Origin of the sequence: Allobosea sp. UC22_33 (assembly GCF_042700715.1) — a bacterium.
Classification (GTDB): Bacteria; Pseudomonadota; Alphaproteobacteria; order Rhizobiales; family Beijerinckiaceae; genus Allobosea.
In genome coordinates this window covers 2,076,070-2,095,145 of record NZ_CP170556.1, presented here as the reverse complement: position 1 = coordinate 2,095,145, position 19,076 = coordinate 2,076,070, and the positions used below count along the sequence as shown (strand labels likewise).

Here is a 19,076-nt window from a genome sequence, read left to right as displayed (position 1 = left end):
CCGCCGGATCGGCGGGGCGTTTTTTATTCAGGCGTTCGGGTCAGTGTCCCTTGCCAGGCGTCGACGTCATCTTGTCGACCCAGGCGATGCCGATGGCGGAGAGGATGAAGACGACATGGATCATCGTCTGCAGCAGCACGCCGGATTCGGTGTAGTTCGCCGTCTTGCCGGCGATGCCGATATTGCCGGCCTCGATGAAGGTCCGCAGCAGATGGATCGACGAGATGCCGATGATCGCCATGGCAAGCTTGATCTTCAGCACGCTGGCGTTGACGTGGCTCAGCCATTCCGGCTGGTCGGGATGGCCCTCGAGCCGCAGGCGCGAGACGAAAGTCTCGTAGCCGCCGACGATCACCATGATCAGTAGATTCGAGATCATCACCACGTCGATCAACCCGAGCACGACCAGCATGATCTGCTGCTCGCTGAAATCGAAGGCATGGGTGACGAGGTGCCAGAGCTCCTTGAGGAACAGGAAGACATAGACGCACTGCGCCACGATGAGGCCGATATAGAGCGGCAGCTGCAGCCAGCGCGAGCTGAAGATGATGGCCGGCAGCGGCTTCAAGGGGCCAAGCGCGGCAGGCTGGGCGGACGGGTCGCGCGGTTGCGCCATGGTCGGTCTCGATCCTTCGATCAGGTGCGGTGTGCGGTGCAACGCTAGATGGCGAGGAAATTTCGCCCGCGCAAGCGGTCAGGCGTTGCTTTCGCGGGCAAAAACGACGGGAGCGTGACGGCCCAATTAAGCCTGGATTGACTGCTAGCTTCCCCTGTGGTCACCGGACCGCTACATTCGAATCCAAACGGGGGAACATGCGGAGTTCCGCTCGCCAGGTATCGCAGAGGAGTTTCGACATGATCAGGACGCTCGCCGTCGCTGCCGCCCTTGCCGGCGGTACCTTACTCGCCCTGCCCGCTTCGGCTGCCCCGCTCGCGCCCGCGACTTCCGCTGTCGCTGCGGCGCAGGCCGGAAGCGATCTCGTCCAGACCGTGCAATATCGCCGCTATGGCTATGGCCCGCGCTATTATGGCGGCTATCGCCGCGGCCCGGCCGTGGGCGCCGGCATCGCGGCCGGCATCATCGGCGGTGCGCTTGCCGCCGGTGCATTGGCCGCCCCGCCCCCGCCGGTCTATTATTATCCCGAGCCGGCGCCGGTCTATGTCGAGCCGCCGGTGGTCTATGCCCGGCCGGTGCCGCGCGCCTATGGCTACAGCGTCGAGGATACCGACGCAGTGGCTTACTGCTCGCGCCGCTTCCGCAGCTACAACCCGGAGACCGGGACCTATATCGCCTCTGGCGGCGTCGTCCGCGCCTGCCCCTGACAGCAGGCGACAGATCGATCGCAGACAAGGACTCCCCGCAGCGATGCGGGGAGTTTTTCGTTTCGGCCGGAAACGGCTTGTCATCACGGCGGCCGTCCCGCTTTATCCTGCCGGCAGCCTGAATCGGAGCATCGCGTGCGGATCGCCACCTGGAACGTCAATTCGGTCAGGCAGCGCCTCGGCCATCTCCTCGACTTCCTGAAAGAGGCCGAGCCCGACGCGCTGTGCCTGCAGGAGATCAAATGCGTGGATGCCGATTTCCCCCGCGCCGAGATCGAGGCTGCGGGCTGGCAGGTCGAGACGCACGGGCAGAAGACCTTCAACGGCGTCGCGATCCTGAGCCGCGCGCGGCTGGAGGATGTCCGCCGCGGCCTGCCGGGCGATGATGGCGACGAGCAGGCGCGCTATCTCGAAGGAGTGCTGCCGCTCGGCGACGGCGTGGTGCGCGTGGCCTCGATCTACCTGCCGAACGGCAACCCGCCTAACACCGAGAAATACCCCTACAAGCTCGGCTGGATGCAGCGGCTCACTGCCCATGCCCGGATGCTCATGGAGCATGAGGAGCCGCTGGTGCTGGCCGGCGACTACAATGTCATCCCCGAGCCGCGCGATGCCCGCGACCCGGCGGCCTGGGTCAGCGATGCGCTGTTCCTGCCGCAGACGCGCGCCGCCTTCCGCGGCCTCCTGAACCTCGGCCTGACCGAGGCGCTGCGCAGCACCACCGATGCGCCGGGGCTCTATACGTTCTGGGACTATCAGGCCGGCGCCTGGCAGCGGAACAACGGCATCCGCATCGACCACCTGCTGCTCTCGCCGCAGGCGGCGGATAGGCTCGCGGGCGTGAAGATCGTCAAGCATGTCCGCGGCTGGGAGAAGCCTTCGGACCATGTGCCGGTGATGATCGACTTGCACTGAAGCGGCGGCATCGCCGCCACGCGGAGCTCAAGTCAATCCGCGCTGCCGCGCCGGATTCCGTCCTTGATGAAGACACGGAATGGCGTCGTCCCGGCAGCGTCACTCTCGAGCGAGCGCCATTTGCCGTTCGTGCAGAGCACTCCGCCCTGCGTCGCGACGGCGTCGAAGACGATGCTGTTGCGATAGACGGTGCCATTCGGCTCGATCGCCCGGAACAGGGTTCTGCAGGTTCCGTCTGCGACGACAGGATCGTAGTCGTGAATCATGATCCCGCCGCCACCCGTGCTCGGAAATGGGCTCCGAAGAGGTGCCCAAGTCTCGAATCGCTCCTGAGCGCCTGCTCCGTGGAGCATGATGGAGGACGACAAGGCAGCGAGGCAGAGCATTGTGAAGGGGCGCATGGCGGAACTCCCAGCAGGATCTGCATGGGATACGGCAGCGCCGCCTTTTCAGATGCAGCGCTTCAGTTTTGCGGGGCGGCGGCGTTGCTGCGCGAATTCACCAGATGCTGGCGCTCAATCAGGGCGAGCGCGGCCGAGCGATCATTGGCCGAGGCGGCCGCGAAAGCCACGTCATGCCGCTCGATGATCCAGGCCTCGCGGGCCGGATCGGCGCCCTCGCGGGCCATGGCGAGCCACATCAGGCCCAGCACCGGCTGGCGGGGCACGCCCTCGCCGCCGCGCAGCAGCATCTCGCCGAAGGCGGCGCGGGCCGGCGCATGGCCCTTCTCGGCCGCGAGCTTCATCCAGCGGGCCGCCTGTCGCGCATCGCGGCTGGCGCCCTGCCCGGTCATGTAGAGGCGGGCGAGGTTGTACTGGCCGTCCGGGTCGCCGAAATAGGAGGCGGCGTAGTGGAACATGTCGAAGGCCCGGTCGGGATTGGGCTTCACATAGCTGCCCTTGATGCCGTCCGAGAAATAGTTGCCGAGCGCCACGAAGGCGCTGCCGACGAGCCGGGCGTCGGCCGTGCCGGGCATCGCGTCGGCGTTTTCGTCCGCGATCTTCGAGAAATACTCGAAGGCCTTGAGATCATTGGTCGGGACGCCCTCGCCGCCGGCATACATCCGGCCGAGCTTGTACTGCGCCGTGAGATGGCCTTGCGAGGCCGCGTATTCGAGCGCGCGGACCGCGCCGACCTTGTTGCCTGCGGTCGAGTCGCGCATCCAGGCCTTCAGCGCGTCGCGTGCGCTGGTGAAGGGCACGAGCGGCAGCGCCGTATGAGCGGTCGGCGTATCGGGGCCGGGAGTAACGGTCGCGGCGCCAGCACCCGGGACGGAATCCTCCGGCTCCGGCAGCGCCCCGCCCGGAATGGCGCGCGGCGGCAGCAGCGGCTTCGCGCCTGAAAAGTCCTGCGCCAGGACGACCTGCTGGCCGCCGAGCATCAGGAACAGGCAAGCTATGATCGAGCTAGATATCCGCATAGCAATGGGTTTCGGCCGCCCCTCCTGGGTGGGTGACGGCACCGCCTTTGGCGGAGCCGACGGTCTGCGCGTATTTCCACAGCGCGCCGGAATTGTAGTCGGTCTTGCGTGGTTTCCAGTCCTTACGACGCGCTTCAAGTTCGGCATCAGAAAGGCGGACTGCAAGCTTTCCTGTGATGGCGTCGAGCTCGATGATGTCGCCGTCGCGGATCAGGCCGATCGGGCCGCCGACGGCGGCTTCAGGCCCGACATGGCCGACGCAGAAGCCGCGGGTCGCGCCCGAGAAACGGCCATCGGTGATGAGCGCGACCTTGTCGCCCATGCCCTGTCCGTAGAGCGCGGCGGTGGTCGATAGCATCTCGCGCATGCCGGGGCCGCCCTTGGGACCCTCGTAGCGGATGACGAGCACGTCGCCTTCCTTGTAGGTCCGGTTCTTGACCGCCTCGAAGGCGTCCTCCTCGCGGTCGAAGCAGCGGGCCGGGCCGGTGAAGACGAGCTGGTCCTCGGACATGCCGGCGATCTTCACGATCGCGCCTTCCGGCGCCAGGTTGCCCTGCAGGCCGACGACGCCGCCGGTGACCGTGATCGGCTTGTCGGCGCGGTAGACCACGTCCTGCTGGTCGTTCCACTTCACCGAGGCCATGTTCTCGGCGATGGTGCGCCCGGTGACGGTCATGCAGTCGCCGTGGAGGTAGCCGGCATCGAGCAGGCTCTTCATCACCAGCGGGATGCCGCCGACCTCGAACATATCCTTGGCGACGTATTTTCCGCCCGGCTTCAGATCGGCGATATAGGGCGTCTTCTTGAAGATCTCGGCGACCTCGAACAGGTCGAAATCGATGCCGCATTCATGCGCGATCGCCGGCAGGTGCAGCGCGCCATTGGTCGAGCCGCCGGTGGCGGCGACGACCATCGCGGCATTCTCCAGCGCCTTGCGGGTGACGATGTCGCGCGGGCGGATGTTCCGGGCGATCAGCTCCATCACCATCTCGCCGGCGGTGTAGCAGAAGGTGTCGCGGACGTCGTAGGGGGCCGGCGCGCCGCAGCTATAGGGCAACGCCAGGCCGATCGCCTCGGCGACGGTCGCCATGGTGTTGGCGGTGAACTGGGCGCCGCAGGAACCGGCCGAGGGGCAAGCGACCTCCTCGAGTTCCTTCAGATCCTCGTCCGACATCGCGCCGACCGAATGCTTGCCGACGGCCTCGAACACGTCCTGCACCGTGACCGGGCGGCCCTTGAAATTGCCGGGCAGGATCGAGCCGCCATAGATGAAGATCGAAGGCACGTTGAGGCGCACCATCGCCATCATCATCCCGGGCAGCGACTTGTCGCAGCCGGCGAGGCCGACCAGCGCATCGTAGCAATGGCCGCGCATGGTCAGTTCGACCGAATCGGCGATGACCTCGCGGGAGGCGAGCGACGACTTCATGCCCTGGTGGCCCATGGCGATGCCGTCGGTGACTGTGATGGTGCAGAACTCGCGCGGCGTGCCGGCGGCGGAGGCGACGCCCTTCTTGACGGCCTGGGCCTGGCGCATCAGCGAGATGTTGCAGGGGGCGGCCTCGTTCCAGCAGGAGGCGACGCCGACGAAGGGCTGCGCGATCTGCTTCGCGGTCATGCCCATGGCATAATAATAGGAGCGGTGCGGGGCCTTGGCCGGGCCGACGCTCACATGGCGGCTCGGCAGCCTCGACTTGTCGTACACACGCCCGTCCATCGCCACTCGTCCTGTCCCCCGATCAGCACGGCGCGAAGATGTGCCACGCCATGCCTGTCGGGAGCAATCGCGCCCCTGGAAACCTGAAAAACGTCCGGAACCTCCGACGGCTCCGCGCGTTACCCCCGATTTTGATATATCTCAGGCACTTAACGCAGGGTTTTGCTGGGCTTCGTTTGTGGCGGCTTCGCGGCGATTATGGCGGTGGAGACAGTGCCGGGCACCGTTCCCACCCATGTGTTGCGCCGATGTCACAAAGTTTCGGGCGCAAAGCTGACGCTGCGGCAGATCACAGCACCATCGGCAGCACGAAGAATCCGCCGACGACAACCACGAGCAACGCCAGCGCCACCATCGGCAGGTGCTTCTCGATGAAGATGCGGATGTCGTCGCCGTAGAAGCGCAGCGCCACCGCGATCATCAGGAAGAAGGTCGCGCGCGAGACGACCATGCCGATTGTGAACTTCCACAGGTCGAAATGCAGGAAGCCGGACATGATCGTGACGATCTTGAACGGGATCGGCGTCAGGCCCTTGGTCACGAGCACCCAGAACCAGTAGTCCTGCGAGGTCGCGATCAGGCTGGCGGCCTTGTCCTGCAGGCCGTAGATGCCGATCAGCCAGGCGCCGACCGACTCATAGAGCAACGCGCCGATGGCATAGCCGAGATAGCCGCCGAGCACCGCGCCGAGCGAGCAGATGCCGGCATAGAACCAGGCCCGGTCCGGCCGGGCGATGCACATCGGAATCAGCAGCGGGATCGGCGGCAGCGGGCTGAACGAGCTTTCGATGAAGGTGATGCCGAAGAGCAGCCACGGGGCCGCAGGATGGGAGGCGTAGGAAACGCACCAGTCATAGGCTCGCTTGAGCATGGGTTCTGAACAGCCGGTCCTTGTGCCGCCACGCTTCTGCATGGCGGAATTGCGTCGGGCGCATCTAAGCGGGGTCCGCGAGAGAATGCCAGTCCTCTCTTGGATCAGCGTCAATTTGACGACACGGGCGTGACCGGAATGCGTCGCCTACGCCAGACCTTGGCTTGGTATGCCGGCCCTCGTTTTCAAAAGGGGCCGGTCAACACAGCGCCGTCATTCCGGGCGCAGCGAAGCGGAGACCCGGAATCCATCGTAGAGCGCGGCGCCCTTCGATGGATTCCGGATCGGCGCCGCTTCGCGACTTGTCCGGAATGACGGCGCGGATTGCAGCAGGACAGCTTCTTACGCCAGCCGCGTCAGGGCCTCCGCGACCTTGACCTTGCGGGCCTCCGCCGCGGCCTTGCGCTCGCGATTCTCCTCGACGATCTCCTCCGGCGCGCGGGCCATGAAATCGGGGTTACCGAGCTTCTTCTCGACGACCGCGATGTCCTGGTCGAGCTTGGCCAATTCCTTGGTCAGGCGGGAGCGTTCGGCATCGAGATCGATCAGCCCGGCGAGCGGCAGCGCCGCGACCTCGCCGCGCACGATGATCTGGGCCGACTGGGCCGGCGCCGCCGTCTCGAAACTGATATCGGAGACGCGGGCCAGCCGCTCGATCATCGGGCGCCAGCTCTCGATCGTCGCCCGCGTCGCGGCCGAAGCGTTGACGAGCACGAGCGGGGCCTGCGTGCCGGCCGGGACGTTCACTTCGGAGCGGACCGAGCGGATATCCGAGATCAGGTCGACGACGAAGCCGATTTCGGCCTCGGCGGCGGCATCCTTGAGGCCCGAGAGGTCCTGCCAGCGGGTCAGGCAGACCAGCGAGGCATCGCCAGCGGTGAGCTTGCGCGGCGCGCCGGCCTCGGCCTTCTGCGCCCAGAGCTCCTCCGTGAGGAACGGCATGAACGGGTGCAGGAGCTGGCAGATCAGGTCGATGACGTAAGCCACCGTCGCCTGCGTCTCGGCGCGGGCCGCGGCATCGACGCCCTCGCCCTGCAGCACAGGCTTGGCAAGCTCCAGATACCAGTCGCAGAACTGGTTCCAGACGAAGCGATAGGCCGCGCCCGCCGCCTCGTTGAACCTGAAGCTCGGGATACCCGCCGCGATCTCCTCGGCCGCCTGCGCCGCCTCGCTGAGGATCCAGCGGTTGAGCGGCTGCTTGACGCTGGCCGGATCGAAACCTTCGGCGCGGGCGCAGCCGTTCAGCTCGGCGAAGCGCGCGGCGTTCCAGATCTTGGTCGCGAAGTTGCGATAGCCCTCGACGCGCTGGGTGCTGAGCTTGATGTCGCGGCCTTGCGCCGCCATGGCGGACAGCGTGAAGCGCAGCGCGTCGGCGCCGTATTTGTCGACGAGCGTCAGCGGATCGATGACGTTGCCCTTGGACTTCGACATCTTCGCGCCCTTCTCGTCGCGAACGATGGCGTGGATGTAGACGTCCTTGAACGGCACCTCGTCCATGACGTTGAGGCCCATCATCATCATCCGGGCGACCCAGAAGAAGATGATGTCGAAGGCGGTGACGAGCGTCGCCGTCGGGTAATAATGCTTCAGCTCGGCGGTCTGCTCGGGCCAGCCCAGCGTCGAGAACGGCCAGAGCGCCGAGGAGAACCAGGTATCGAGCACGTCCTCGTCGCGCGTCAGCGCGACGGTGTCGCCGTAATGGCCCATCGCCAGCGTCTGCGCCTCGGCCTCCGACTCGGCGACGAAGACCTCGCCATCCGGCCCGTACCAGGCCGGGATCTGGTGGCCCCACCAGAGCTGGCGCGAGACGCACCAGGGCTCGATATTCTCAAGCCAGTCGTAGAAGACCTTGGTCCAGTTCTCGGGCGTGAACTTGGTGCGCCCGTCCTGAACGGCCTTGATCGAGCGCTGCGCCAGCGGCTTGACGTCGACATACCATTGATCAGTGAGCCAGGGCTCGATCACGACATCCGAACGGTCGCCATGCGGGACGGTATGGGTGTTGGGCTCGACCTTCACGAGCAGGCCGCGCGCGGCCATCATCTCGACGACGCGGCGGCGGGCGACGAAGCGGTCGAGCCCGTCGAGCGCCAGCGTCTCGGCCTCCGGCTTGGCGCCGGCCAGGAAATCCTCGTTGCCGGCGAGCAGGATGCGCGCCTCGCCGTCGAGGATGTTGACGACGTCGAGCTGGTGACGCTTGCCGACCTCGAAATCGTTGAAATCATGGGCAGGCGTGATCTTGACCGCGCCGGTGCCCTTCTCCGGGTCGGCATAGTCGTCGCCGAAGATCGGGATGACGCGGCCGACCAGCGGCAGCACCGCCTTGCGGCCGATCAGATGGCCGATCGTCTCGTTCTCGGGGTGAACCGCGACGCCTGTATCGCCCAGCATCGTCTCAGGCCGCGTCGTCGCGACGGTGATGAAGGTCGAGGCGTCGTCCGCGTCGTAGGTCGCGCCTTCGAGCGGGTAGTTGAAATAGTAGAGATGGCCGTTCGGGTCGCGGCTCAAGGCCTTGTCGAGCTTGGCCGCGTCGAACGCGTCCTCGCCGCCGCGCTGCCATTTGAACGTGCCGGTCTTCTCGACCTGTAGCACCTCGATGTCGGAGATCGCGGTCTGGAACTTGGGGTCCCAGTTCACGAGGCGCTTGGCGCGGTAGATCAGCCCCTGCTTGTGCAGGCTGACGAAGACCTTGAGGACGGCAGCCGACAGCCCCTCGTCCATGGTGAAGCGCTCGCGCGACCAGTCGCAGGAGGCGCCGAGGCGGCGGAGCTGGTTGACGATCGTGCCGCCCGACTCCTCCTTCCACTTCCAGACCTCGGCGAGGAAGGCCTCGCGGCCCATCGTGCGGCGGTCGGTCTTGTTCTCGGCGGCGAGCTTGCGCTCGACGACCATCTGGGTTGCGATGCCGGCATGGTCGGTGCCCGGCTGCCAGAGCACGTCCTTGCCGCGCAGGCGCTCGAAGCGGCAGAGCACGTCCTGCAGCGTGTTGTTGAGCGCGTGGCCCATATGCAACGAGCCGGTGACGTTCGGCGGCGGGATCACGATGCAATAGGGCTCGGCGCCGGGGGCCGCGCCCCTGCCCGCCTTGAAGGCCTGCGCCTCGTCCCAGGCCTTGCTGATCCGGGCCTCGACGGCGGCCGGTTCGAAAGTCTTGTCCATCATCGCATCGCTCGAACGCAGAAAGGCCGGGGAACCTGCCCCGGCCGGAAAAATCACGGGCCAAAAAGGTCTCGGCCCTTAAGAGCCCATGCACGGGCCGCGCGTCAACGTTTTCCATGACATGGCGCGCCCTGCGCAGGCGTCAAGCCAGGTTCGACTGCAGGAACCAGAGCGACTTGTCGAGCATGCGGGAATAGGCGGTCAGGATATCGGCGGTATCGGCATCGCCGGCCTCGTCGCAGGCGTCGATCGCCTCGCGGACCTTGTTGGCGGTATCGGCATAGCGTTCGATCAGCGCGGCGAGGTGGTCCTGAACGGCGACGATCTCCGTCGGATACGGCTTGAGCGACGAGGTCTGGGCCGTCGTCTGCGTCGTGCCGAAGGCGATGCCGCCGAGTTGCGCGATGCGCTCCGCGACGGTGTCGACATGGGTGTCGAGTTCGTCGCGGAAACCGTCGAGCATCAGGTGGATGCCGATGAAGCCTGGCCCCTTCAGGTTCCAATGCGCCTGCTTGGTGACCAGCGAAAGGTCGATGCCGTCGGCGAGGCGTTCGTTCAGCACGCCGATGACCTTGGTCTTGGTGTTCGAGGCAAGGTCGATCCGGCTGGATTTGACCACCTTTGCCGTGGTCGAGCTCTTCGGTGCGCTGCGCGGTGCGGTCTTTGCTGCAGTCTTGGCCATGGCAAAACCTCGGATCGAGAAGGGCTGTGAAAACGGCATCGCCGTCAGCGCCGGACGAACCCGACGCATCCCTCCTGATACGCGCGAGGCCGTACGTGGTTCCGGCCGGACCGCTTGGTCCCGAGACGGAACCAGCCGGCTTTCATCCCGTTGGAACCACATAACCCATGACAGCCAGCGGGAGAGCGACATGTCTCACCACGACGACCAGACACGCGTCTGGGACCTCATCGCTTCCATCAAGTTCGCGATGCTCGTGACCCATGATGGCCAGGGCGACGAGTTGCGCGCCCGGCCGATGCACGCCCATGGCGAGCGCGCGGATGACGCGATCTATTTCCTGACCGATGTTCGCCACCACAAGGACGACGAGATCCAGGTCAACGACAATGTCTGCGTCGCCTTCGCGGACACCGGCGGCCACCGCTATCTCTCGGTGACGGGGACGGCGACCGTGCTCGAAGACCGCCAGCGCGTGCACGACCTCTGGGACGCGAGCAACCGGGCGTTCTGGGATGACGAGAACGACCCGAACATCCGCGTGCTGCGCGTCAGGCCCAGCATGGCGGAGTTCTGGGACAGCCCCGGCAAGATCGTCACCACCGTCAAGATGGCCGCCGCGGCGCTAACCGGCGCCAAACCCGATCTCGGCGAGAACCGCAAGGTTCGCCTCTGAAACCCGCAACGACGAGCAGGATGCGATGATTAAACTTTTGGTTCACGGCCTGGGCGCCTGGTTCGCCGTCGAAGCGGCTTCCGGTCGCTATCCCCGCCCGGTCGCGGTCGGGCTGACCATGCTGGTCTCGCGGCTGGGCGCCCCCGCAACAGCCTTCGCCATGGTCGGCTACGGCTTGCTGCGCTTGCAGGAAGCTGGTGCTTTCGAGCGCAGACGCGCCCCGGCGCGGCGCCGGCGGACGGCCAACCCGGATTAGAGGCGCCTGCTCTTCGGGAAAGGGCCCGTCATTCCGGATATCGCCTGGAATGACGGGTGATGTCGCGGGAATCCCGCTGGCTTCAGAACGCGAGCCGGACCAGAGAACCCGTCTTCGATACGGGATCCTAGCTGCGGCCGCCGCGTGCGACGCGCTCGATCTCGGTGCGCACGAGTCTCTCGACCATGGTCGGGAGATTGTCGTCGAGCCAGGTCTTGAGCATCGGCTTCAACATATCCTTGACCAGGTCTTCCAGCGTCCGCGCGTTGTTGCTTAGCACGGTCGAGGCGAGCTGGCCGAAGGCATTGGTCACGACGGAACTCGCCTGATCCGACAGCAGGCTTGCCATGTCAGGGACAGCCGCGAAAGCGGGTTGCGAGGGCTCGGGCCGGGCCAGGACCGGCGGCGGCTCGGCGGGAGGGGCCGGCGGCTCCGGAGGCAGGGCCGCGGCTGGCTCCTCATCGAGGAAAGCGACATCGGAATCGTCCGCGATCGCGGCCGGCGGAACCGGTGCAGGTTCCGGCGCGGGCGCGGCGATCAGAGCGGCCTCGGCCCCCAGGTCGAGGACGTCGTCATCGATCACGGCAACCGGCGCAGGCTCGGGTTCCGGCGCGACATCGACCTGCGGCGCCGCGGCCTCCTCGGCCGGCTTCGTCTCGTCATCCGAGATGATCCGGCGGATGGAGGCGAGAATCTCCTCCATCGACGGTTCGCTGGGCTTGGCTTGCGCGCTCATATGAGTCTAACCGTTGGACACCGGGCGCGCCGACGGAATCAACGCCGCTCCAAGAGCGCAGTATTCCACGGCAGCGATGTCAGACAAGGCGCCAGCCGGCTCTCCCACAGGAGAAATGCGCCCTGTTGCCCGATGGCATCGCGCCGAAAGCGGCATTCCGTTCTCGGAAACGTCGCTTCGGCGACGGAACGACGCCGCAGCGCGAAGCCGTCCGGGCCGTTTCTCAGCGGCCGTCTGGCGTCTGGGTACCCCAGAGCTTGCCCTGCACCTGCTCGTAATGCTGGCGGGCGTCGTAGATTTCCGCCTTGAGCTTGAGCGACTGGGCCGAGAGCTTGCCGACCGCAGAGAGGACCGCATAGGAGGCGACGACGCGATCGCGCTGCGCGACCACGAGGCTCGAACGGGCGCTCACCAGTTCCTGCTGGGCGTTGAGGACGTCGAGCGTGGTGCGCTGACCGACCTTCGCCTCCTCACGGACGCCGGACAGAGCCGTGGACGCAGCCTCGACCTGGGCCTGGGCGGCGACGATCTGGGCCTTGGCCGCTTCGTACCCGCCCCAGGCGGAGACGACTGCGGCGCGCACGGTGTCGCGCTGGGTGTCGACCTCGATCCGGCGCTGGCCGGCCGTTTCCTTGGCCTGGCGGGTGCGGGCATAGATCTGACCGCCCTCGTAGATCGGGATCGTCAGCGTGCCGACGAGGCTGGCCGAGAAGCGGTTGTCGCCTGAGAACTGGCTGTCATAACGCTGCTGGACCACGCCGCGGACGCCCACGACGGGATAGAGATCGGCCTCGGTGACCTTGACCTGAAGCTCGGCGGCATCGACGCCGTGCAGCGAGGCGATGATCGCCGGGTGGTTCGACAGGGCCTGGTTTAGCGCCGTCGGCAGCGACTTCGGCAGCAGCCCTTCGACCGGACGCCCCGGCGCGAGCGAGCGCGGCTCGGTGCCGACATTCTGGCGGAAGCGCGCAACCGAGGTCTTCAGGTTCGATTCGGCGAGAATCGCCTGGGAGCGGGCCGAGGACAGGCGGGCTTCCGCCTGGGCCACGTCGGTGCGCGTCACCTCGCCGACCTGGAACCGGTCACGAGTCTGGCGCAGCTGCTCTTCCAGAACCTCGACGTTGTTGCGGTTGAGATTGAGGATCGCCGTGTCGCGCAGCACGTTCATGTAGGAGGTGGCGGCGTCGAGCAGCACGTTCTGCTCGGTATTGCGCAAGGTGGCGCGGGCACCGAGCACCTGCGATTCGGACTGGCCGACCGCGCTGCGGGTCTTGCCGGAATCGAAGATGTTCTGGTCGACCTGCACGCCGACGCCGCGCGGCCCGAGCCGGGATACGCTGTTGGTATGGACTGACGAGTTGCTGGCGAAGGCCGGAATGCCCGATTCGGTGATGCTGGCGCCGATATCGGCCGAGGCCGTGATGCGCGGCCGGTAGCCCGCCTTCGCCTGCGGCACGTTCTCGTCGGTCGCGCGCACTGCGGCGCGCTGCGCATTGAGCGTCGGATTGGCAGAATAGGCCCGCGCGAGCGCGGCATCCATGGTCTGGGCCGAAACCGGCCCGACCCAGCCGCCCGCCATCGCCAAGGCGAAGACGGCGGAGAGCCCAAACCCGGAAGTCATCTTGTCGCGTTTATTCACTTGGACGCCTCATGTGCGCACTGAAAGTCGCGCCCAGGCATCGCCCCAGCCTCGGCAGAGTTGCAATTCATACCCGTTTCGGCACCTCCCGCCAACGGACGGAGGGGGCCGGAACGGTTTCGCTCGTGCAGTGCCGTAAAAATGCGACACTGCCGATCTCAGAAAACGAAGGCCGCCGGGCGGCGAAACTCCGAAACGGCAGGCGCCGCCGCATCGAAGACCGGCCGGCCGGACACGACGTCGCTGGACTTCAGATAGAGCTTGACCCGCGCGGCGCGGCCGATGCCCTCGACCACGATGAGCCGGCCTTCCGGCCGCAGCAGCGGGAAGAGCGATTCGGGCGTGATCTCGCAGGACCCGCTGACGAGAATGGCATCGAAGCTGGCGGGGCCGGGTTGCGCGGCGGTCACGGTCACGCCCGGCGCACCGGCGCGGCCCAATGCCGCTTCGGCAAGCGCGCGGGCCGCCGTGTCAGGCTCCCAGAGCGTGGCTTTCGCGCCCATCTGGTTCATCAGCGCCGCGCCGTAGCCGGAACCGCCGGCATATTCGAGGACGTCCTCGCCCGGCTGCGGATCGAGCACCTGGATCATCCGCACGGCGACCATCGGGGTCATCAGCGCACGACCGGTGCCCGGCAGCGCGATGGACTGGTCGAGATAGGCGAGATGGGACAGGCTTTCGGGGACGAAGGCTTCGCGCGGCACGGCATCCGCAGCCGCGAGCGCCGCCCGGTCGGTGATGTCATAGGTGCGCAACTGGCAATCGACCATATTGCGCCGCAGCGAGGTGAAATCGTCCATGACCGAACTCTCCGTCCACGACGCCGGGGCTGCAACGCGCGGCTGACGATCTGGAAGCCGCCGCGAACCGGTGCAGCGATCGCGCCGTTCTTCGGCAGCTTTCTGTTCGACGCCCGCGCAAAAGGCAAGCACTGCCTCGCCGCAGGCATGAACCAGCGGGGGGAAGCGGTCCGTCGATGTTGAGGAGGAGGCTGGCTCCCGGAGCAGGATTCGAACCTGCGACCAATCGATTAACAGTCGATTGCTCTACCGCTGAGCTATCCGGGAACAACGTGGCGGGGTCTTAGCGGCGCTATCCGGATAGCGCAAGCCCCCTTGCGAGCCGACCAAGCAGATTTGTCGTCGTCGCTGTGGAAGATGCGATGCCGGGTTGCGGCGCGGCGCGGCTTGTGGTTATTGCGCTCTCGCTGAAGCGGCCATGGCCGTTTTCGCAGGAAGGCCTCGTGGCGGAGTGGTTACGCAGAGGACTGCAAATCCTTGCACCCCGGTTCGATTCCGGGCGAGGCCTCCAAAATCTCATAGCGCTGATATCGCAGCGCTTTTTCCAGGCTTCATCGCGATTGCGGCCTTTGTCGGCCAACGGGGCCGGATGCTCTCCTGCGTTCGCGGAACCAATCGCCCTGCGCGATGTTCTCCCTGCGGATTTTCAAGTGGTGCCCGCCGGCGGCGGCTAGGCAGGCGAGGGCTTAAAGCCCAGAAGAGCCCCATCGGCGCAGCCGGTGGGGCTCTTTCTTTGGAGCCTGCCTGCTTCGGATCGATTCTCGCATCGACCCCCTTCATTGGGTCGCAGGGCGGGGCTGAAACGAATCCGGCGCGACCCGCTCGGGAAATGTCAGGGACGACACGGCAACGATGATCGTCAGACCGATAACGGCGAGCCAAAGCCAGAAGTCCAGAGGCGGCTTTTTCGGATTTGTCATCATGAAAGGGACGCCCGAGCTGTCGCCAGGTTCCCAATCGTCAGCGATAAAGCTCGCCATTCCCGCTTTTCGGGAAGCCTTCAGCCCTTGAGAACGGCGCCGACGGCTGAAGCCGGAGGAGCTTTCCGCGCCCCCTCGCCTCGCGGCGGACCCGAACCGTGCTTGATCGCCAGGGAGAGAATCGTCCGGCCGACGGCTTCCGGCAGGTCGGCGTCGAGGATCACGCGCAGGCGACCGGCGCCGGCTTCGACGGCCGAGACCTCGAATCCCGCCGGATTGCGGTCATGTCGGGCTCGCGGACGGCGTGAAGCGAACAGGGTGTCCAGCTTCCGGCCGATCTCTCCGAGCTCGAGATCGAGTCCTGCTTCCTCCAATGCATCCATCTTTCAACAGCCGTCCATCTGGAGCCATCGTTCAGGCTGTGATTCGCCTTAAGGATTTCGTTTACAGATCGTTAAAATTTTAGTTAGTGGCAGCCGCCTGTTCGGGGCGGAGTAGCGTCATGGTCGAAGCCATTCTGATAGCGGTCCTCATGGCGGGGACGGCAGGCCTGTCCTGGCTGATCGCCGATTTCCTGCATCTGCCGCTCGAAATCTGAGCCGGCGATCGCAGATTCGGCTGAGACCGGCTTCTCCCCGGTCCTGTCGGGCGACACCCTCCAAAAATCTCTGTTTCCCTCCGAGACCGATCCAGCCCGGCCGCGTTGCTCGGAGATTGCGATCTGTCCGGATCGCGGCTGGGGAGAGACGATGACTGAACGCGCCCTGCACTGGTTCCGCAACGATCTGAGGCTGGCGGACAATCCTGCGCTCGCCGCCGCGGTCGAAGCCGGGCCGGTCTTATGCCTTTACATCCTCGATACCGGTCCCGACCGCCGCCCTCTCGGCGGCGCCTCGCGCTGGTGGCTGTCGCGCTCGCTCGCTGCGCTGGGCGAAGCGCTCGCGTCGGCGGGCGGACGGCTCGTGCTGATGGAAGGCGATCCGGCCGTATTGCTGCCCCGCGTCGTGGCAGAGGCCGGCATCACGCGCGTGACCTGGAACCGGCGCTACGCCGCGGCCGAGATCGCGCTCGACCGCAAGCTCAAGGAGGCGCTCTCCGGAAACGGAATCGATATCCGCAGCTTCAACGGCCAGCTCCTCAACGAGCCCTGGCAAGTGACCACGACGACGGGTCAGCCGATGAAGGTGTTCACGCCCTATTGGCGTGCCGCCCGTCAGAAGGGCGAGCCGGCGGCCCCGATTCCCGCTCCGCCGCGAATCCCTGCGCTCCCCCTGCCCGCTACGATCGAGGCGCTGGCGGTTTCGCTCGATGATCTCGGCCTCAAGCCCCGGAAGCCGGATTGGGCCGGCGGTCTGCGTGAGGCATGGACGCCGGGGGAAGCGGGCGCTGCGGAGCGCCTCGACGATTTTCTCGGCAGCGGGCTTGCCGGCTATGCCGAGGATCGCGACCGGCCGGACCGGGCCGCGACGTCGCGGTTGTCGCCGCATCTGCATTTCGGCGAGATCGGGCCGCGTCAGATCTGGCACGCGCTGCATCATGCGCGTGCGACGGGCGAGGCCGCCGGCTCTGAGCGCGATGCGGAGAAGTTTCTTTCGGAAATCGGCTGGCGCGAGTTCTCCCACCACCTGCTGTTCCACAATCCTGATCTGGCGACGCGCAACTACGATTCGCGCTTCGATGCGTTTCCCTGGCAGCCGGACGAAACCGCACTCAACCGCTGGCAGCGCGGGCAGACCGGCATTCCGCTCGTCGATGCCGGCATGCGCGAGCTCTGGACGACCGGCTGGATGCATAATCGCGTGCGGATGGTCGTCGCCTCCTTCCTGATCAAGCACCTGCTGCAGGATTGGCGGGCCGGCGAAGCCTGGTTCTGGGACACGCTGGTCGATGCCGATGCGGCCAACAACGCCGCGAGCTGGCAATGGGTCGCGGGCTCGGGCGCCGACGCCTCGCCCTATTTCCGCATCTTCAACCCGGTGACGCAGGGCGAAACCCACGATCCCCACGGAGCTTATGTCCGCCAATGGGTTCCCGAGCTTGCTGGACTTTCCGATGGCGATATCCACCAGCCCTGGAAGGCCTCGGAAAAGGCGCTGCGCGAGGCGGGGGTGCGAATCGGCGAGACCTACCCTGCCCCGCTGGTCGACCTTGCCGCCGGGCGCCAGCGGGCGCTCGACGCCTTCGCCACGATCCGCAACCGCTGACGCGCGTTTTCAGCCGTTCCGCTCGGCGAATCGGCTCATCAGCGCGAAATAGACCGGATAGGGCAGAAGGCGCGCGACCTTCAGGATCCAGGCGAGGCGGCGCGGCACCGTGACCTCGAAGCCGCCGCGCTCGAAGCCATCGACGATTCGCCTCGCGCCATCCTCCACCGTCAGCAGGAACGGCATCGGGAAGCGGCGGCCTTCCGTCATCGGCGTCTCGATGAAGCCGGGATTGACCAGTTGCAGGCGGATGCCGGCGGCCTCGCAGTCGAAGCGCATCGACTCGCAGAAATAGATCGCGCCCGCCTTGGCCGCGCCATAGGCGGCCGCGCCCGGCAATCCGCGATAGCCAACGAGCGATGCGTTGACCGCGATCTGCCCCACGCCGCGCGCGACCATCCGCGGTTGCACGGCGAAGAAGCTCTTGGCGACGCCGAGCAGGTTCACTCCGATCACGGCCTCGACCGTCTCGACATCGATCGCCCTGCCCTGGCCGGAGGCGACCCCGGCATTGAGGAAAGCGAGCGCGATCGGCCCGTGGATGCTCTCGATCGCATCGGTGACATCCCGCATGCCCTGCGCATCGGTCACGTCGCCGGCATGGGCGACGATACGGCCGGGCAGTTTCTCGGCACTGCGCGCGAGGCGCTCCAGCGCCTCCAGCCGCCGGGCCGTGACCGCAACCGTCCAGCCGCGAGCGGCCAGTTCGAGCGCGACCGCGGCCCCGATGCCGGAGCTGGCACCGGTAATCCAGGCGACGCCGTCCTGCGGCTTCATGCGGGGCAAGGCCATGGCGGCTCCGGGTTGGCGGGACAGTCATCTAGGCACTGAATCGCCCAGCCGGAAGCCATGCGGGCGAAATCATCCCCGCTATCCCGCCAACGCGGTGGCACCCCGGCGGCAATCGGTGCAGTCTGCGCCGCGAAGGCGCGCTCGCGCCGCCAGCGAAACGACGAGACCATGCCGACCGAACTGCTCTTCCGCCAGGATGCCTATCTCAAGGAAACGCCCGCGACGGTCGAAGCCGTGAACGAGCGCGGCGGCATCATCCTCGACCGCACGAATTTCTACGCGACCGGCGGCGGCCAGCCGGGCGATGCCGGGCATCTGCGCCGCGCCGACGGCAGCCTGATCGCCATCGCCACCACGATCTACGATCCCGAGGACAAGAGCCGGGTCATCCATGTCCCAGCCGAAGGACAGCCCCTGCCCGCGCCCGGCGAGGCGGTGACGGTCGTGCTCGACTGGGAGCGCCGCTTCAAGCGCATGCGCATCCACACCGCGCTCCACCTGCTCAGCGTCGTGCTCGCCTTCCCGGTCACCGGCGGATCGATCGGCGATGGCGACGGGCGGCTCGACTTCGACATTCCCGAAGGCGGGCTCGACAAAGCCGAGATTTCAGAGAAGCTCAATGCGCTGGTCGCGCGCAACGCCGATGTCACCGAGCGCTGGATCACCGACGAGGAGCTCGACGCCAATCCGGGGCTGGTCAAGACGATGTCGGTGAAGCCGCCGCGCGGCTCGGGCCGGGTCCGGCTCGTCGCCATCGGCGATATCGACCTGCAGCCCTGCGGTGGCACCCATGTCCGCAACACCGCCGAAATCGGCGCGGTCGCGGTCACCGATATCGAGAAGAAGGGCAAGCAGAACCGGCGTGTCCGGATCGCGCTCGCCTGAGATGGTTTTCGACGGAACCTCGTCGTCATTCCGGACAAGCGGCGAAGCCGCGCCGATCCGGAATGACCGCGTGGTTCCGGT

Annotated in this window: 19 protein-coding genes and 2 tRNA genes; 8 read left to right on the top strand and 13 right to left on the bottom strand. The window is 66.5% G+C overall.

All coding sequences use genetic code 11. The features are described 5' to 3' along the window. Positions 1 to 40 precede the first annotated feature (40 nt). Complete coding sequence (locus ACFJGT_RS09985; RefSeq protein WP_377848372.1) at positions 41 to 616, bottom strand: TIGR00645 family protein; 576 nt, start codon at positions 614 to 616, stop codon at positions 41 to 43. A 239-nt stretch (positions 617 to 855) separates the two neighbouring features. Here ACFJGT_RS09985 and ACFJGT_RS09980 point away from each other — a divergent pair, with 239 nt between their 5' ends. Next, positions 856 to 1,323 carry a BA14K family protein gene (locus ACFJGT_RS09980; RefSeq protein WP_377848371.1) on the top strand — a complete coding sequence of 156 codons (468 nt, stop codon included), beginning with the start codon at positions 856 to 858 and terminating at the stop codon, positions 1,321 to 1,323. Positions 1,324 to 1,458: 135 nt separating this feature from the next. After that, positions 1,459 to 2,238, top strand: a complete 780-nt coding sequence (xth, locus tag ACFJGT_RS09975; RefSeq protein WP_377848370.1) for an exodeoxyribonuclease III — start codon at positions 1,459 to 1,461, stop codon at positions 2,236 to 2,238. Between the two features lie 32 nt (positions 2,239 to 2,270). On the opposite strand, the gene ACFJGT_RS09970 is transcribed toward xth, so the two are convergent. The 6 genes from ACFJGT_RS09970 to dps form a co-directional block, all read right to left on the bottom strand. Beyond that, positions 2,271 to 2,504, bottom strand: coding sequence for a hypothetical protein (locus ACFJGT_RS09970; RefSeq protein ID WP_377848369.1), 234 nt, complete (start codon positions 2,502 to 2,504; stop codon positions 2,271 to 2,273). 197 nt (positions 2,505 to 2,701) lie between these two features. After that, entirely contained in the window at positions 2,702 to 3,658 is a 957-nt protein-coding gene (locus tag ACFJGT_RS09965; protein WP_377848368.1) for a tetratricopeptide repeat protein, read from the bottom strand. Continuing rightward, positions 3,645 to 5,375, bottom strand: a complete 1,731-nt coding sequence (gene ilvD, locus ACFJGT_RS09960) for a dihydroxy-acid dehydratase (RefSeq protein WP_377848367.1) — start codon at positions 5,373 to 5,375, stop codon at positions 3,645 to 3,647. Before ilvD ends, ACFJGT_RS09965 begins: the two co-directional genes overlap by 14 nt. A gap of 289 nt (positions 5,376 to 5,664) precedes the next feature. Then, positions 5,665 to 6,246 (bottom strand): YqaA family protein, encoded by a 582-nt coding sequence (locus tag ACFJGT_RS09955; protein ID WP_199086245.1) that lies wholly within the window; start codon positions 6,244 to 6,246, stop codon positions 5,665 to 5,667. Positions 6,247 to 6,588: 342 nt separating this feature from the next. After that, positions 6,589 to 9,408 carry a valine--tRNA ligase gene (locus ACFJGT_RS09950; protein WP_377848366.1) on the bottom strand — a complete coding sequence of 940 codons (2,820 nt, stop codon included), beginning with the start codon at positions 9,406 to 9,408 and terminating at the stop codon, positions 6,589 to 6,591. A gap of 139 nt (positions 9,409 to 9,547) precedes the next feature. After that, positions 9,548 to 10,087 carry a DNA starvation/stationary phase protection protein Dps gene (gene dps, locus ACFJGT_RS09945; protein ID WP_377848365.1) on the bottom strand — a complete coding sequence of 180 codons (540 nt, stop codon included), beginning with the start codon at positions 10,085 to 10,087 and terminating at the stop codon, positions 9,548 to 9,550. 190 nt (positions 10,088 to 10,277) lie between these two features. Here dps and ACFJGT_RS09940 point away from each other — a divergent pair, with 190 nt between their 5' ends. Together ACFJGT_RS09940 and ACFJGT_RS09935 are read left to right on the top strand one after the other, a co-directional pair. Then, a complete protein-coding gene (locus tag ACFJGT_RS09940; protein ID WP_377848364.1) occupies positions 10,278 to 10,763 on the top strand; it encodes a pyridoxamine 5'-phosphate oxidase family protein in 486 nt (161 codons plus the stop codon). A 25-nt stretch (positions 10,764 to 10,788) separates the two neighbouring features. Then, the gene (locus ACFJGT_RS09935; RefSeq protein ID WP_377848363.1) at positions 10,789 to 11,019 is read left to right on the top strand and encodes a hypothetical protein; all 231 of its coding nucleotides are present in this window, start codon (positions 10,789 to 10,791) and stop codon (positions 11,017 to 11,019) included. 127 nt (positions 11,020 to 11,146) lie between these two features. On the opposite strand, the gene ACFJGT_RS09930 is transcribed toward ACFJGT_RS09935, so the two are convergent. The 4 genes from ACFJGT_RS09930 to ACFJGT_RS09915 form a co-directional block, all read right to left on the bottom strand. Continuing rightward, on the bottom strand, positions 11,147 to 11,755 hold the full coding sequence (locus tag ACFJGT_RS09930) for a PopZ family protein (RefSeq protein ID WP_377848362.1): 609 nt from the start codon (positions 11,753 to 11,755) through the stop codon (positions 11,147 to 11,149). A 223-nt stretch (positions 11,756 to 11,978) separates the two neighbouring features. Then, a complete protein-coding gene (locus tag ACFJGT_RS09925; protein WP_377848361.1) occupies positions 11,979 to 13,394 on the bottom strand; it encodes a TolC family outer membrane protein in 1,416 nt (471 codons plus the stop codon). A gap of 158 nt (positions 13,395 to 13,552) precedes the next feature. Further along, positions 13,553 to 14,194 (bottom strand): protein-L-isoaspartate O-methyltransferase, encoded by a 642-nt coding sequence (locus ACFJGT_RS09920; protein ID WP_377848360.1) that lies wholly within the window; start codon positions 14,192 to 14,194, stop codon positions 13,553 to 13,555. A 192-nt stretch (positions 14,195 to 14,386) separates the two neighbouring features. Continuing rightward, positions 14,387 to 14,461: transfer RNA gene (locus tag ACFJGT_RS09915), tRNA-Asn, on the bottom strand. Positions 14,462 to 14,631: 170 nt separating this feature from the next. On the opposite strand from ACFJGT_RS09915, the gene ACFJGT_RS09910 reads away from it, so the two are divergent. Continuing rightward, positions 14,632 to 14,705 (top strand) — tRNA-Cys (locus ACFJGT_RS09910). Positions 14,706 to 14,970: 265 nt separating this feature from the next. On the opposite strand, the gene ACFJGT_RS09905 is transcribed toward ACFJGT_RS09910, so the two are convergent. After that, on the bottom strand, positions 14,971 to 15,174 hold the full coding sequence (locus ACFJGT_RS09905; protein ID WP_377848359.1) for a hypothetical protein: 204 nt from the start codon (positions 15,172 to 15,174) through the stop codon (positions 14,971 to 14,973). A 98-nt stretch (positions 15,175 to 15,272) separates the two neighbouring features. On the opposite strand from ACFJGT_RS09905, the gene ACFJGT_RS09900 reads away from it, so the two are divergent. Together ACFJGT_RS09900 and ACFJGT_RS09895 are read left to right on the top strand one after the other, a co-directional pair. Continuing rightward, on the top strand, positions 15,273 to 15,422 hold the full coding sequence (locus ACFJGT_RS09900; RefSeq protein ID WP_377848358.1) for a hypothetical protein: 150 nt from the start codon (positions 15,273 to 15,275) through the stop codon (positions 15,420 to 15,422). Between the two features lie 441 nt (positions 15,423 to 15,863). Continuing rightward, on the top strand, positions 15,864 to 17,318 hold the full coding sequence (locus ACFJGT_RS09895; protein ID WP_377848357.1) for a cryptochrome/photolyase family protein: 1,455 nt from the start codon (positions 15,864 to 15,866) through the stop codon (positions 17,316 to 17,318). 9 nt (positions 17,319 to 17,327) lie between these two features. On the opposite strand, the gene ACFJGT_RS09890 is transcribed toward ACFJGT_RS09895, so the two are convergent. Next, the gene (locus tag ACFJGT_RS09890) at positions 17,328 to 18,110 is read right to left on the bottom strand and encodes an SDR family NAD(P)-dependent oxidoreductase (protein WP_377848356.1); all 783 of its coding nucleotides are present in this window, start codon (positions 18,108 to 18,110) and stop codon (positions 17,328 to 17,330) included. Positions 18,111 to 18,278: 168 nt separating this feature from the next. Here ACFJGT_RS09890 and ACFJGT_RS09885 point away from each other — a divergent pair, with 168 nt between their 5' ends. Further along, positions 18,279 to 18,995, top strand: a complete 717-nt coding sequence (locus ACFJGT_RS09885) for an alanyl-tRNA editing protein (RefSeq protein WP_377848355.1) — start codon at positions 18,279 to 18,281, stop codon at positions 18,993 to 18,995. The last annotated feature ends 81 nt before the right edge of the window (positions 18,996 to 19,076 follow it).

Coding starts and splice junctions, on each gene's coding strand:
- ACFJGT_RS09935 (WP_377848363.1), top strand. CDS start 10,789: ATGATTAAACTTTTGGTTCACGGCCTGGGCGCCTGGTTCGCCGTCGAA.
- ACFJGT_RS09890 (WP_377848356.1), bottom strand. CDS start 18,110: ATGGCCTTGCCCCGCATGAAGCCGCAGGACGGCGTCGCCTGGATTACC.
- ACFJGT_RS09885 (WP_377848355.1), top strand. CDS start 18,279: ATGCCGACCGAACTGCTCTTCCGCCAGGATGCCTATCTCAAGGAAACG.
- ACFJGT_RS09970 (WP_377848369.1), bottom strand. CDS start 2,504: ATGATTCACGACTACGATCCTGTCGTCGCAGACGGAACCTGCAGAACC.
- ACFJGT_RS09930 (WP_377848362.1), bottom strand. CDS start 11,755: ATGAGCGCGCAAGCCAAGCCCAGCGAACCGTCGATGGAGGAGATTCTC.
- ACFJGT_RS09905 (WP_377848359.1), bottom strand. CDS start 15,174: ATGGCGAGCTTTATCGCTGACGATTGGGAACCTGGCGACAGCTCGGGC.
- ACFJGT_RS09940 (WP_377848364.1), top strand. CDS start 10,278: ATGTCTCACCACGACGACCAGACACGCGTCTGGGACCTCATCGCTTCC.
- ACFJGT_RS09985 (WP_377848372.1), bottom strand. CDS start 616: ATGGCGCAACCGCGCGACCCGTCCGCCCAGCCTGCCGCGCTTGGCCCC.
- ACFJGT_RS09920 (WP_377848360.1), bottom strand. CDS start 14,194: ATGGACGATTTCACCTCGCTGCGGCGCAATATGGTCGATTGCCAGTTG.
- ACFJGT_RS09980 (WP_377848371.1), top strand. CDS start 856: ATGATCAGGACGCTCGCCGTCGCTGCCGCCCTTGCCGGCGGTACCTTA.
- ilvD (WP_377848367.1), bottom strand. CDS start 5,375: ATGGACGGGCGTGTGTACGACAAGTCGAGGCTGCCGAGCCGCCATGTG.
- ACFJGT_RS09950 (WP_377848366.1), bottom strand. CDS start 9,408: ATGATGGACAAGACTTTCGAACCGGCCGCCGTCGAGGCCCGGATCAGC.
- ACFJGT_RS09965 (WP_377848368.1), bottom strand. CDS start 3,658: ATGCGGATATCTAGCTCGATCATAGCTTGCCTGTTCCTGATGCTCGGC.
- dps (WP_377848365.1), bottom strand. CDS start 10,087: ATGGCCAAGACTGCAGCAAAGACCGCACCGCGCAGCGCACCGAAGAGC.
- ACFJGT_RS09895 (WP_377848357.1), top strand. CDS start 15,864: ATGACTGAACGCGCCCTGCACTGGTTCCGCAACGATCTGAGGCTGGCG.
- ACFJGT_RS09955 (WP_199086245.1), bottom strand. CDS start 6,246: ATGCTCAAGCGAGCCTATGACTGGTGCGTTTCCTACGCCTCCCATCCT.